The sequence below is a fragment of the Deinococcus radiodurans R1 = ATCC 13939 = DSM 20539 genome, from assembly GCF_000008565.1.
GTDB classification, from domain to species: Bacteria; Deinococcota; Deinococci; order Deinococcales; family Deinococcaceae; genus Deinococcus; species Deinococcus radiodurans.
The window spans coordinates 48,259-60,446 of the sequence record NC_001263.1; the positions used below are offsets into that span (position 1 = coordinate 48,259).

Below are 12,188 nucleotides of genomic sequence, written 5' to 3' on the forward strand. Positions count from 1 at the left end.
CTGGTGTCACACGTATCCGAATGAGCTATCACCTCCATCAAGTTCGGTGGTGGGCCAGTCGGGATGCCTCTGCTTCTCCTGCTCTCATCAAACGCCGTCCGGCCTGGTACAGGTCCAGATTTCCGGCGGGTGTGGACTGGTCCGGCAGGGTCAGCACGTCCTCGAAACCGATGCGGCTCTCAAAGCCCAGAGCGGCGGCGCGGCGCAGAAGCGGCCAGGTCGCGTCGTCGATTCCATGCGCCAGCCGGGGCAGGTCGGGGCGGAAGTCATTCAGGGCGCCTAGCAGGATAGTCAATTCGGCGTGGGCCGTGTCGGGGTCGCCAGAGAGCGGTTCCAGCAGGACGCGCCGCCAGCTCAGGTGCTGGAGCGTGCGGAACTTCTGCACGTCAGCGGGCGTCCACAGCCCCGCTTCCAGGGCGACGCCCCGTGCCTCCGCCAGCGCCAGCACGTCGTCTATGCCGGTTTCGGACAGGTTGACGCAGAGGGTGTCGGGCCACGCTGTCCATCCGGCAACCAGTCGGGCACGTTCGGCAGGCGTGGCGGCTATGCCCTCGGCGGTGCTGATGGCGAGTTCCGCGTCGGGACAGACCGCACGAATGGCGTGCAGCGTGTCGGCCACCGCTTCCGGCGCCAGGGTCTGCTGGCCGCCCCGGTAGACGTGCAGGTGAAAGGCCCGCGCCCCCGCCGCGAACAGTTGCGCCACGTCGCGGGTGAGTTCGGCGGGGGTGTGGGGCACCGCCGGGTGCTCGGCCTGGCTGCGCGCCCCGTTGAGGCAGACTTGCAAAGAAGGCACGCTTACCCCAGCGGCGGCAGGTTGCGGCGTTCGTAGAAGGCGGGCGGGGTCACGCCGAGTTCGCGCAGGTACACGTAGCCCTGGCCCCGGTGGTGGACCTCGTTGTCAATCAAATACATCACGCTCATCAGCGGCGACATCTTCCCGAAGGGGGTGGTGGCCGGGGTCGCCCACATCTCAGTGCTTACCTGCGGCACTTCGGCGCCCAGCTCGGCAGTCAACTTGTCCCACCACGCGAGCAGCTCGGCGCGGCCCGGCAGCTCCTTTTTCTGGTCGTTCTCGTCCCAGGTCGGCTGACCCCGCCGGAACCAGTCGAGCTGGTACTCCACCATGCCCGCCAGTTCGCAGGCCATCGCCTGAAAGGGGCGCATGTCGGGGGCGTGGTGGGCGGCAAAGCCCTCCTCCGGGAAAGCCTCGATGACCCGGCGGGTCAGGTCGCGGTGGCCCTGCCAGTGGGCGAGCAGTTCGGCGGGAGACAGCAGCAGTTTGTCGCTCATTTCCTTTTCCTCCTGATGGACTCAGCGTAAAAGCGATTCCCGACAGGACATGACGTATTTCGCAATGGGGTCGGCTCCCTCCCCGGTTCAACGTCCTTAGACTGGGGCATGTCCGACCTGAAACTGGTGCTGCATGTCTCCGAAGCCGACCGCTGGCACGCCGTGCTGAGCAACCTCGTCAACCTGACCGCGTTGGAGGACCGGCCCGAGGTGCGCGTGGTGGTCAACGGCTCGGCGGTGTACGTGCTGCAAGGCGAACACGACCAGCTCGCGCAGATGGCGAAAGCGGCAGCGGCGGGCGTGACCTTTCAGATTTGCAATAACTCGCTCAGGGCGCACGACATCCCGGCGGCCAACCTGCCGAACTGGGCGCAGACGGTCCCGGCGGGCGTGCTGGCGCTGGCGGAGGCGCAGCGGGGCGGCTTTGCGTACATCAAGCCGTGACCTACGACCCCTCGCTGCGGGTGCTGACCGTGCTGGAGCTGCTTCAGGCGCGCGAGGAAGTCACGGGCGCCGAGCTCGCGCGGCGGCTGGAGGTCAGCCCGCGCACCGTGCAGCGCTACGTGGCCCGCTTGCAGGACCTGGGGATTCCGGTGGAGGGCCGCCGGGGAGTGGGCGGCGCGTACCGCCTGAAACCCGGCTTTCGCCTGCCGCCGCTGATGTTTACCGGCGAGGAGGCACTTGCGCTCGCGCTGGGGCTGCGTGCGCTGCAACACCTCGGCCTGAGCGACCTGCTGCCCGCCGCCGAGGTGGCCGGCGCCAAGCTCTCGCGCACGCTGCCGCCGGAACTGCGCGACACAGTGGCGGCGCTGGAGCAGGTCGCGCAGCTCAGCGTCTCGCCCTGGGTGACGAGCACCGACGCCCGGCTGCTGACCACGCTGTTTCAGGCAGCGCGTGAGGGGCAGCGGGCCGAGCTGACCTACCGCTCCGGCGCGGCGCAGCACACCGAGCGCGAGGTGGAGGTCTACCGCGTGGTGCACGTGGACGGACGCTGGTACGCGGTGGGCCACTGCCGACTGCGCGGGGCGCTGCGCTGTTTCCGGCTCGACCGCATCGAAACGTGTCGGCTGCGCGAAGAAACGTTCACGCCGCCCGCCGACTTCGACGCGCTCGCCTTTTTGCAGCAGGAACTGCCCGCCGCCCATCCTTACGAAATCAGCGTGTGGCTCGCGGCGCCGCCTGAGCACCTGCGCGGCGCGGTGTCCGTCTGGCACACCGACCTTCGTGCCGAGGAGGACGGCACCCGCATGACCTGTCAGCGTGAGAACCTGCACAGCTTCGCCGCCTTTTTGCTCGGCGTGGGCGTGGACTTCCGGGTGGACTCGCCGCCCGAACTGCGCGAGGTGCTGCGGACCCTGGCCGGGCGCTGCCAGCAGGCGGGGGAGGGGTGAGCCCTTCTCCTGGAGGAGCGGTCTGTCCGTGCGGGTGGGCCTTTCTAGAGCATTTGACAAAATGAGGCGTTCTGGTTTTGACCCTCTACCTTGATGGGAGAGGGCCTCGCGCAGCGAGGGGTGAGGGTGTCTTTTTCTGTCAAATGCTCTAGGCAGGCGGCCAAAAGTTCAGACTGTGAGAGGCGCACACTCGGAAACATGACGACGTTGTCCCCCGCCCGACGCTCCTTCTGGCAAGACACCCACCCGAGCGCGGTGCTGGCGGGACTGATTGCCGTCGTCATCGGCTGGGCGGGGCCGAACGTGCTGATCTACTCGGTGCAGCAGGCCGGGCACCTCAGCGACGCGGCGGCGATGTCGTGGCTGTGGGGCCACGCGGTGATTACGGGCATCGTCGGGATTTACCTCAGCCTGCGGACCCGGATGCCGATTCTTTCCACCTGGTCCACGCCGGGCATCGCGCTGCTCGTCACCGCCCTGCCGGGGATGCCCTTTGCCGAGGCGGTGGGGGCTTTTCTGGTGTCGGCGGCGCTCGTCTTTTTGCTCGGCACCTTCGCGCCGCTCACCCGCGCGGTGCAGGCGATTCCCACCCACCTCGCCGCCGCGCTCAACGCCGCTATTTTGCTGCCCTTCGCGTTCAAGGCGGTGCAGGCGTTCGGCACCCAGCCGCTGCTGGTGGGGCTGATGGTCGTGACCTATTTCCTGGGCCGGCAGTTCGCCCCGCGCTGGGCGGTGGCGCTGGTGCTGCTGGTGGGGGTGGCGGCGAGTGCGCTGCTGGGTGCCTGGCACCCGGCGCCGGTGCCGCTCGCGCCCACCGTGCCGCAGGTGGTGGCCCCCGCATTCAGCGTGCGCGCCATGCTCAACCTCGCGCTGCCGCTCACGCTGCTCGCCTTTACCGGGCAGTTCGTGCCGGGCTTCGGGGTGCTCAAGGCCAACGGCTACGAGCCCGCGCCGGGGCCGATTCTGCGCGCCTGCGGCGTGGCGAGCGCGGCAGCGGCGCTGGTCGGCTGCCACAACCTGACGCTCGGGGCACTCCTCGCCAACATCGTCAGCGGCCCGGAAGCCCACCCCGACGCGGCGCGGCGTTACACGGCGGCCATCTGGGCGGGGATCTTCAACATCCTGTTCGGCCTGTTCGCCGGCACGTTCCTGCACCTGATGGGCATTTTGCCCGCCGAGGCGCTGGCGGCCCTGGCGGGACTGGCACTGCTGGCGGCCACCGGGGGCAGCTTGCAAGCGGCCTTCACACCGGGACAGAGTGCTTCGGGACGGGGCGCGGCGCAGCCTGGCAGCCTCGCCGCCGCCGTCATCATCGCCGTGACGCTCTCGGGCGTGTCCTTTTTCGGCATCGGGGCGGCCTTCTGGGGCATCCTGGCGGGCTTGGCGGTGCATGGGCTGGAAGGCGTGCGGCGGGCGGGCTAACTTCCCCTTCAGGCCTCCTGTTCGCGCAGCAGCCGCAGCTTGAGCGTGCTCAGGCGCGAGCGGCTCAGCACACCGCGCAGCAGCACCCGGTCCCCCAGCGCCAGCACCGGAATGTGGTCGCCGTGCCGGGCAGTCAGTGCCGCGTCACCGCTGATGTCGTGCAGCTGGTAAGCAAAGCCGAGTTCGTCCAGATGCGTCTGCGCCTGCTCGCACAGGTGGCAGCCGGGGCGGTGGTAGAGGGTGAGGGTGGGGAGGGGGGTCATAGGGGAACTCGGTGAAAAAGCTCAGTCGCCAGCGGGCAGCACGGCGCCGGCGGGGAGGGCCGCTGCCGGGCGCTGAACCAAGGCCATAGCGTGCAGCGGAGCGTACATGTCGCGCTGGGTGATGAGGTCGCCGGCGGGGGAGAAGAGCCGCAGCACCTGCCCCCCCTGGCGCACCGCGTAGATGCGCCCATCGGCGGCGATTTCGAGCAGCCAGGGCGCGTCGTTGGGCTCACCGACCAGGGTTTCGAGCGCGAAGGTGCTGCCCGGAGTGCCGTCGGGCTCGATTTTGCGGACCTTGCGCGCCACGCTGTCCACGATGTAGACGCCGCCCTTGGGGTCTACACCCAGCCCGTCGAGGCCGCGCAACTGCTCGGAGTTGCGGTCGAGGCGAAAGGCGTAGCGGCTGACATACTCGCCGCGCGGCGTAAAGCGCTGGACCTCGTGGTTGCCGCAGTCGAGCACGTACAGTTGCCCGTCTGGGCCGAACTTGAGGGTCGCCGGGCGCCCGAACTTGCCCTGCCCGGTGCCAGGGCCCCCGAAGCGGAAAAGAAACGCGCCGCGTGGCCCAAACACGCTCACGAACTGGGTTTCGGCGTCAAGCACGTAAATCTGGTCTTGCCACACCGCCACCCCCACCGGGCGCAACAACTGGCCGGGGTGCAGCCCGTAGCTGCCGAACGCCAGCTCCTCCTCGCCCTGGGGACCGAGCTTGCGAATCAGGCTGGCCTCCTGCCCCTGGGCGCGTTGGCCCTGGCCCAGTTGGTATTCGGGGAGCGCCAGATACAGGTGGCCCTGGGCGTCGCTGGTCACGGCGGCGGGCGGCAACGGCAACTGACCGGGCTGGGCGCCCTGGTCGCACAGGCTCACGCGCAGGTTGCCCGCGAGGTCGAGCAGCCGCAGCGTGCCGCCCTTTTCCTCGGTGCTGACCGCGAGGGCCACCGGGTCGTTGAACACCTCGTCTTCGAGCACCCCAGCGTCGATGCGGGCAATCACCTCGTCGAGGGTGGGACGCAGCGCGGGGTCTTTCTCGATCATGTGCAGAATCAGGTCGCTGAGCTTGCCCGGCACTTCCAGATTGACCTGCTTGGGCGGCTTGGGCTGCTCGAAGACCTGCTGGTGCACCACCGCCTCGTAGCTGCCCCGGAAGGCCGTCACCCCCGTCACCATCTCGTAGGCGAGCAGCCCGAGCGAATACACGTCGCTGCGGGCGTCCACCCGGTTGCCTTTGGCCTGCTCGGGGGCCATGTAGATCGGCGTGCCCACGCGGGCGCCGGGCATGGTAAGCCGGGTCAGCACCTTGCCCACTGCAATGCCGAAGTCCATCAGTTTGATGCCGCCTTCGCGCAGCTTGCCGTTCTCAAAGGCGCCACGCAGCACCATCACGTTGGCAGGCTTGATGTCGCGGTGCACGACGTTTTGCATGTGAATGTGCCGCAGCGCGTCGGACATTGCCCGCAGCATCTGCACGCTCTCGGAAAAGGTGAAGGGCTGACGCTCCAGCAGGTCTTCGAGGCTGTCGCCGTCGAGGTATTCCATGGCGATGTAGTGCTCGGGCGCCTGCATGCGGTAGTCGTAGACCCGCACGATGTTGGGGTGGGTAAAGCGCTTGAGCACTTCGGCCTCGCGGTAAAAGCGCTTGACGAATTTGGCGTCGGCGAGGTACTTCTCCTGCGGCACCTTGAGCGCCACCACGCGCCCGTCCTGGCGGCGCTTGGCGCGGTACACGCTGCCCATGCCGCCGATGCCGACGCGCTCCAGCACCTCGTAGTCCTGAAAAAACACGTCGCTGCCGCCCACGCCGCCGCCGCTGCGCGGTCCGGCCCCGCGCCGTGCGCAGCGTGCCCCCCGAGCCGGTGCCGGTGCGGGTCACGCCCGTGCGCCGCCGCGCCGTGACCGTGCGCCGGGTGCGCTTGCGGTTAAGCTGCGGCAGTTTCATCTCGCTCAGGGCGCCCCGCAGGCCGCCGTCCTTGCCGTCCTTGCGCCCGGCAGTGTTGCGGACACCGGCAGAGCTGACGCGGGTGCCTGCCTGGGCGACGATTCGCGGACTGGGGCGGGCGGGCGCGGCGCGGCGAAACTTGGCGAGTTTGTCGTCCTGCTGCGTTCCGGGCCGCAAGAGCAGCGACAGCACCGAGCCGCCCAGCAGCGCGGCGCTGACCGTCAGCAGACCCTGCATCCGGGCGGGCGCGCCCGCGTCGGCACCGTTGACATGCACGTTCATCACCAGCACCAGCAGGCACAGCGCGGCCACCGACAGCACCGTGATGCCACTCAGCACCCGCTCGCTCAGCCGCCCGAGCAGCAGCAAGAGCAGCGACACCACGAACAGTGCCAGCAACAACAGCAGGCTCACAGCGCCCGTCTCCAGCAACGTTCCCGGAAGTCCGCTGGTACTGGGCAGCAGTGGGGAAGGGAACGCGGCAACATCGGTTCCCAGTGTACCTGCCCGGCCTTGCAACTCACTTACACTCTGACAGTGTTTACCTCACGGTGACGGGAGAGGGAGGACGCGTGCCAGACTGTCCGCAGCGTGCCGACTTCCGAACCGCCCAGCGACCTCGCCCTGGCCTGGCTGCTCGAACTTTTCGAGTATCAGGTCGGCGATCTGCTGGCCGGACGCGAGCCGCGCGGCGGCGAACGCAGCGTCCGCGAACTGCGTGGGCACCTGCGGCAAAGCGCCTGTCCGCCCCCGCTGCGCCGCCGGCTCATTCAGGCCGACCGTCAGTACAGCGCGTGGTGGCAGGCCCGGTCTCAGGCACAGGCAGGGGCGCCGCACCACCCCCCCGCTCCCGACTGGTCCGCCCCGGCCACCCACAACGCCGAGGAAGCCGCCGCCTGGGCCGAGCTGCGGCAACTCGCCTGGCACGCCGACCTGATGGCCGAACTGCACGCCGTGGACCCAGCGGCTGCGCCAGGAGCCCGGGCAGCCCACCCTGCGCGTGCTGTACGCGGTGACTGAGAACGCCGAGCGGGCGCAGCGCCGCCTGCCCACGCCTTTTCCGGTGCCGGGGGCGGGCGACGTGCTGGTGTCGCTGGGCAACAGCGAGGTGGTGCGGCAACTCGCCCGCACGCTGGGCGACCTGTTGCTGCTTCCCGGCGGGGCAGCGCAGGTGTGGCAAGCGCTCGACCGGGTGGAGGACGACCCTTTTCCCCCGCAGCCCGGCGACGACGCCCTGTTCGCGCAGCTCGCGGCCATCCGGCAGCGCGGCGGCAGCCCCCATGAGCGCGCGCAGTTGGAAGAAGTGCTGCGGGCGGGTGCCGGGCCGCAGTCCGCGCTGCGGGCCGACCCGCGTGAGCGTCCGCTGCTGCGGGAGGCGGCGCAGCGCATCCGGCGCTGGCTGGCGCGGCGGCTCGCGCGGGCGCCTGGGCAGCTCCCGGGAACGGTGCCGGCCCACTCGGTGCTCTACGCCCAGGAAGAGGCCAGCGCCCTGAGCGCCCCCGCAGCGGGCGACGGCCTGACGCTGCACCTCGGTGGACCGGACCGCCTGGCGCACTGGCAGGGCCTGCGGCTGTCGTGGCGCTCGCTCGGCCCCAACTGGCAACTGCTGGTGCAGGATGAAACGAGTCAGCCGGTCAGCGGCGGGCAACTCGCGCTGCTGCGGCCCGACCTGCCCGCCAGCGAGCGCCAGCTGTTTCTGACGGTGGGCGGCCAGCAACTCCAGGTGCTGTTCAGCGGCGACTACGTGCTGTTGCGGCGCCGGGCCGACGCGGCGCAGACCCGGCACCTCGCCCGGCTGGCCGCGCTGGGCCGCGCCTGCGCCCTGCTGCTGCTGCCTGCCGAGCAGCATGGCCGCCTGCGGCTGGCCCGCACCCTGGCCCGGCGTCTGCGTGGAGACCCGCCGCGTGCCGATGACCCCGCTTCCGGTCAAGTCGCCTTCGCTCAAACGCCCGCCGAGTGCCTGGCCGCCGCCCGGCGCAGCTTGCAACGGCTGGAGCCTTTGCTGGGGCGCTTTTCTCCGGCGCAGGTCGCGCACGAGGCGCAGGTCGCCCAGGCCCTCTTACACTTGCCGCCGCACTACGCCGCGCAGGTGCAGCAGGCCGCCGAGCACGCCGCTTCCGCTGCCGAGCCTCTGCGCGAAGCTGCCACCGACCCACTTGTCGGGCGGGAGGCCGGCCCCCCCGTCCTGCCCGCCACCGGCCACTTCATCGTCTTTCCCCTGGGCCCCGACCCGCTGGAGGTGCGGCTGCCCGGCGACCGCCTGCTCACCCTGCGCCCCGACTACCGCGCCGAACTCGTGGCGGTGCTGCCCGGTCAGGCGGCGGTGACGGTGGGCGACCTGCTGGTGCTGCCGCTGCACGACCTGAGCGTGGTCATCGCGCGAGAAGGGTCGCAGGTCGCGCTGTGTGCGCTGTTGCCGAGAATGCTGGAAGCGGCGGCGCAGGCCTAACCGCAACAAAGGCCAGAGAGTCCATCAAAAAACCGGCCTCCTTCTTACTGGAGACCGGCTCTTTTTGCTGCTGGCAGGGATACAAGGATTCGAACCTAGACAAACAGAACCAAAATCTGTTGTGCTACCATTACACCATATCCCTTCACAGGCAAAGCGAAGAACATTTTAGCGGGCCGGGGCGGTCAGCGTCAAGCTCCCCAGGCAGTGAACTCCGTTCGTCAGCCTTCGCGGTCGTCGGGCACTTGCAAGAGCGCCGCGCTCGGCACGGTCAGGCGCAGCTCGTCGCCGCTGGCCGCCGCTGCCTCACGGGGGCTGAGGGACAGGGTGAGTGGCCCCAGCGGGTGCGCCAGCGTGACCGTTTCGCCCGTCTCGCTGCGCTGTCTGGAGAGCACCCTCAGAAGCTCGCCCCCGGCACCCAGTTGCACGGCGCTCTCAGGAACGAGCAGGGCCTGACCGCTGACCTGCGGATGCGCGAAAACGTTGGTCCAGCCCAGAAACTCGGCCACCCACGCCGTTGCGGGCCGGGCGAAGAGGTCCGCTGCCGCGCCTTCCTGCACCACGTGCCCGGCACGCATCACCGCGACCCGGTGGGCCAGCGCCAACGCCTCGCGCTGGTCGTGGGTGACGAGCAGCACCCCCGCGCCGAGTTGCCCGAACAGCCCGCGCAGGTCGTGCCTCAGTTCCGAGCGCAGTTTCTCGTCGAGGTTGCTCAGCGGTTCGTCGAGCAGCAGCAGCGGCGAGCGGGTCGCCAGAGCGCGGGCCAGCGCCACCCGCTGCTGTTGCCCGCCCGAAAGTTGCGCGGGCAGGCGGCGCTCGTGCTCGCTCAGGCCGACCAGCGCCAGCGCCTCACGCGCCTGCTGCGCGGCGTCCGGGCGACTTGACCCTCGCCGGCGCGGTCCATACGCCACGTTGTCGAGCACGCTCAGGTGCGGAAACAGCGCGTAGTCCTGAAACACCAGCCCGAGGTGCCGGGCTTCCGGCGGCAGCGCCGTCACGTCCCGCCCGCCGACCAGCACCTGCCCGGCGTCGGGGCGTTCCAGGCCCGCCACACTCCGCAGCACGGTGCTTTTGCCGCAGCCCGACGGTCCCAGCAGCGCCAATGTTTCCCCGGCCTGCACTTCCAACGACACGTCCCCCACCGCCTGCACCGCGCCGAACGCCTTGCTCAAACCACGCAGGGAGAGGGCGGGCGCGGCGGCGGTCATGCCCAGAACTGTACCCCGGATGAATGGGTCCCCACACGCCTTGACCAGAGGGAATTACAGCGGCTCGGCCACCACGCCCGTCGCCCGGGGGCCGGTGACTGCCAGCAGGTGATTGCCGATGCTGCGGGTGCCGGCGTCCTCGTAGGTCAGCCCGCTGGCACTCAGCAGCGTGCGCAGTCGCTCGGCGCCCTCCTCACCGCCGGGCGAGTGGAGAAAGGCGACGCGGGCGCCCTCCGGCAGCGTCTCGGTCACGAATTTCGTCACGCTGCGGGCGAGCTGCCGCATTGCCGCCTCATGATCCGGCGCGCGGGCGGTAAGTTCGACCAGTCCGTGGTGATAACGGAAAATCGGCTGCACGTCGTGGCTGCGTTCCAGCGGCGCGGTGACCGGCGTAATGCGCCCGCTGAGGTGCATGAAGCGCACGTCGCTCACCGTGAAATGCATCAGTTGCCGCGCTTGCACCGCGCGCAGGGCGCTGACGATGGCGGCGGCGTTGTGGCCCCCCGCCGCCAGCCGCGCGGCGCGCAACGCCTGCAACCCCAGCGCGTAGCTCCCCGCCGGGCTGTCGAGCACCCGCACCCGTGAGCCGAAAGCGCGGGCGGCCTCCTGTCCGCAGGCGAAAGACACCGACAGCCGCGACGAGAGGTGCAGGCTCAGCACCTCGTCCGACTGCGCGAGCGCCTGACGGAAGACCTGCTCGTAGGCGTCCACACTCGGCGGCTCGATGACCGGCGCGGCCCCCTGCGCCTCAATGAGCGCGAGCAGCCGCTCGGGGCTCAGCTCAGTGCTCGAATAACTCTGCCCCCCCACCCGCACCACCGACGCGAGTTGCCACACGCCGCTGCGCGCGAGGTCCGCCTCCGAGAGGTCGGCAGTCGCGTCGACAATCACCTTTAGAGAAGGCGGTGGGGCGGCGGCTCGGCGGCGCAGGAGCATGGGCTTCTCCAGGGGCGGGTCGGCAGGAACAAGTCAGGAGGAGGGCGCCGGGTTCCGGGGGTGGGCCGGGGTTTTAGCTCGCGATGGTGTTAGTTCGCGCCCACCCCGCGCTCGGCCTCGGGGTTGGCGGCGAGGCGGCCCAGCGCTGCGTCCACGTCGGGGTAGGACAGAATCTCGAAGCGGCTGTTGCGAATGGCGGGAGTAAAGCCCGCGTCCACCGCGATGCGAATCAGTTCGCGCACGGTCGCCGCGTGCCGGTCGTGGCCCGCCGCCGCCGAAACCACGTTTTCTTCGAGCATGGTCGAGCCGAGGTCGTTGGCGCCGTAGTACAGCGCGGCCTGCCCGACTTTGAACCCCTGCGCGGGCCACGACGCCTGCAAGTTGGGCAGGTTGTCGAGCGCGATGCGGGCGACGGCGAGCTGCTGCAAATACTCGTGCGCGGTGGCGCCGGGGGCCTTGCCGTGCAGGCGGGTGTGCTCGGTTTGCAGCGTCCACAGCGCGAAGCCGAAAAAGCCGTTGCCGCCGTACTCGCGCTGCGCTTTGTCCTGCTGGGCGCGAATCTTGAGCAGGTGGCTCACGCGCTGGGCGTAGGTTTCACCGAAGCCGATGACCATCGTTGCAATGGTGTAGAGCCCCTTGCGCTGCGCCGCGTCGATGATGCGGAACCAGTCGCCCGAGCGGATGCGGGCGGGCGCGGCCTTTTGCCGCACGTCGTCTTCCAGAATCTCGCCGCCCGCGCCGGGCAGCCCGTCGAGCCCCGCGTCCATCAGGGTGTCGAGCAGGTCGTCGAGGCTCAGCCCGAACGACTTTTCCATGAACAGCACTTCTTCGGGCGAAAACGCGTCGATCTGAATGGTCGGGTGATGCGCTTTGACGTGCCGCAGCATCCCGGTGTAGTAGTCGAGCCCGAGTTCGGGGTTCACGCCGCCTTGCAGCAGGATGCGGGTGCCCCCCACCGCTTCGAGTTCCCGAATCTTGGCCGAAATCTGCTCGTAATCCAGCGTGTAGCTGTCGCTCTGGCGCCGGGTGCGGTAAAAGGCGCAGAAGTTGCAGCCCACGTTGCAGATATTGGTGTAGTTGATGTTGCGGTCAATCAGGAAGCTGACCACGTCCGGGTCGCGCCGCTGCATCCGCAGGTCGTGGGCGACGGCAGCCACCGCCGGGAGCGGCAGGTGATACAGGCTCTCGAGTTCGTCGGCGCCGAGGCGCTCGCCCTGCGCTGCCCGGTCCAGCGCCAGTTGACCGAGTTCGGGGGAAAGGGGCGGAAAGGCAGCCGTCATGCGGCGAGGGTAG

13 protein-coding genes and 1 tRNA gene are annotated in these 12,188 nt (G+C 69.6%); 6 read left to right on the forward strand and 8 right to left on the reverse strand.

Annotation, left to right across the window (positions count from 1 at the left end; all coding sequences use genetic code 11):
* Positions 1 to 37 precede the first annotated feature (37 nt).
* Together DR_RS00275 and DR_RS00280 are read right to left on the reverse strand one after the other, a co-directional pair.
* On the reverse strand, positions 38 to 793 hold the full coding sequence (locus DR_RS00275) for a 3-keto-5-aminohexanoate cleavage protein (protein WP_010886700.1): 756 nt from the start codon (positions 791 to 793) through the stop codon (positions 38 to 40).
* 2 nt (positions 794 to 795) lie between these two features.
* A complete protein-coding gene (locus tag DR_RS00280) occupies positions 796 to 1,290 on the reverse strand; it encodes a DinB family protein (protein WP_010886701.1) in 495 nt (164 codons plus the stop codon).
* Positions 1,291 to 1,398: 108 nt separating this feature from the next.
* Here DR_RS00280 and DR_RS00285 point away from each other — a divergent pair, with 108 nt between their 5' ends.
* The 3 genes from DR_RS00285 (at position 1,399) to DR_RS00295 (ending at position 4,103) form a co-directional block, all read left to right on the forward strand.
* Entirely contained in the window at positions 1,399 to 1,734 is a 336-nt protein-coding gene (locus DR_RS00285) for a DsrE family protein (protein WP_010886702.1), read from the forward strand.
* Positions 1,731 to 2,681: a helix-turn-helix transcriptional regulator gene (locus DR_RS00290; RefSeq protein WP_010886703.1), complete on the forward strand. Its 951-nt coding sequence runs from the start codon at positions 1,731 to 1,733 to the stop codon at positions 2,679 to 2,681. Before DR_RS00285 ends, DR_RS00290 begins: the two co-directional genes overlap by 4 nt.
* A gap of 198 nt (positions 2,682 to 2,879) precedes the next feature.
* Complete coding sequence (locus tag DR_RS00295; RefSeq protein ID WP_051618909.1) at positions 2,880 to 4,103, forward strand: benzoate/H(+) symporter BenE family transporter; 1,224 nt, start codon at positions 2,880 to 2,882, stop codon at positions 4,101 to 4,103.
* Between the two features lie 8 nt (positions 4,104 to 4,111).
* On the opposite strand, the gene DR_RS00300 is transcribed toward DR_RS00295, so the two are convergent.
* Complete coding sequence (locus DR_RS00300; protein WP_010886705.1) at positions 4,112 to 4,366, reverse strand: glutaredoxin family protein; 255 nt, start codon at positions 4,364 to 4,366, stop codon at positions 4,112 to 4,114.
* Positions 4,367 to 4,387: 21 nt separating this feature from the next.
* Positions 4,388 to 6,163 (reverse strand): protein kinase domain-containing protein, encoded by a 1,776-nt coding sequence (locus DR_RS00305; RefSeq protein WP_010886706.1) that lies wholly within the window; start codon positions 6,161 to 6,163, stop codon positions 4,388 to 4,390.
* Between the two features lie 32 nt (positions 6,164 to 6,195).
* Between DR_RS00305 and DR_RS00310 the strand changes: the two genes are divergently transcribed.
* The 3 genes from DR_RS00310 to DR_RS00320 are packed head-to-tail and all read left to right on the forward strand — an operon-like array spanning position 6,196 to position 8,751.
* Entirely contained in the window at positions 6,196 to 6,837 is a 642-nt protein-coding gene (locus DR_RS00310) for a hypothetical protein (RefSeq protein ID WP_164927941.1), read from the forward strand.
* Between the two features lie 56 nt (positions 6,838 to 6,893).
* Entirely contained in the window at positions 6,894 to 7,322 is a 429-nt protein-coding gene (locus tag DR_RS00315; protein WP_010886708.1) for a hypothetical protein, read from the forward strand.
* A complete protein-coding gene (locus DR_RS00320) occupies positions 7,303 to 8,751 on the forward strand; it encodes a hypothetical protein (RefSeq protein WP_164927942.1) in 1,449 nt (482 codons plus the stop codon). Before DR_RS00315 ends, DR_RS00320 begins: the two co-directional genes overlap by 20 nt.
* 71 nt (positions 8,752 to 8,822) lie before the next feature.
* Here the strand turns inward: DR_RS00320 and DR_RS00325 are convergent.
* The 4 genes from DR_RS00325 to mqnC all read right to left on the reverse strand — a co-directional run bounded on the left by DR_RS00325 (position 8,823) and on the right by mqnC (position 12,175).
* Positions 8,823 to 8,896, reverse strand: a tRNA-Gln gene (locus tag DR_RS00325).
* Between the two features lie 76 nt (positions 8,897 to 8,972).
* Complete coding sequence (locus tag DR_RS00330) at positions 8,973 to 9,959, reverse strand: ABC transporter ATP-binding protein (protein ID WP_010886710.1); 987 nt, start codon at positions 9,957 to 9,959, stop codon at positions 8,973 to 8,975.
* Between the two features lie 54 nt (positions 9,960 to 10,013).
* Complete coding sequence (locus DR_RS00335; RefSeq protein WP_010886711.1) at positions 10,014 to 10,895, reverse strand: DegV family protein; 882 nt, start codon at positions 10,893 to 10,895, stop codon at positions 10,014 to 10,016.
* An 89-nt stretch (positions 10,896 to 10,984) separates the two neighbouring features.
* Positions 10,985 to 12,175: a cyclic dehypoxanthinyl futalosine synthase gene (mqnC, locus tag DR_RS00340; RefSeq protein ID WP_010886712.1), complete on the reverse strand. Its 1,191-nt coding sequence runs from the start codon at positions 12,173 to 12,175 to the stop codon at positions 10,985 to 10,987.
* Positions 12,176 to 12,188: the final 13 nt, after the last annotated feature.

What these genes read in the sequence shown, in the direction of transcription:
- DR_RS00280 (WP_010886701.1), bottom strand. Translation starts at nt 1,290, where the DNA reads ATGAGCGACAAACTGCTGCTGTCTCCCGCCGAACTGCTCGCCCACTGG.
- DR_RS00285 (WP_010886702.1), top strand. Translation starts at nt 1,399, where the DNA reads ATGTCCGACCTGAAACTGGTGCTGCATGTCTCCGAAGCCGACCGCTGG.
- DR_RS00295 (WP_051618909.1), top strand. Translation starts at nt 2,880, where the DNA reads ATGACGACGTTGTCCCCCGCCCGACGCTCCTTCTGGCAAGACACCCAC.
- DR_RS00300 (WP_010886705.1), bottom strand. Translation starts at nt 4,366, where the DNA reads ATGACCCCCCTCCCCACCCTCACCCTCTACCACCGCCCCGGCTGCCAC.
- DR_RS00330 (WP_010886710.1), bottom strand. Translation starts at nt 9,959, where the DNA reads ATGACCGCCGCCGCGCCCGCCCTCTCCCTGCGTGGTTTGAGCAAGGCG.
- DR_RS00335 (WP_010886711.1), bottom strand. Translation starts at nt 10,895, where the DNA reads ATGCTCCTGCGCCGCCGAGCCGCCGCCCCACCGCCTTCTCTAAAGGTG.
- mqnC (WP_010886712.1), bottom strand. Translation starts at nt 12,175, where the DNA reads ATGACGGCTGCCTTTCCGCCCCTTTCCCCCGAACTCGGTCAACTGGCG.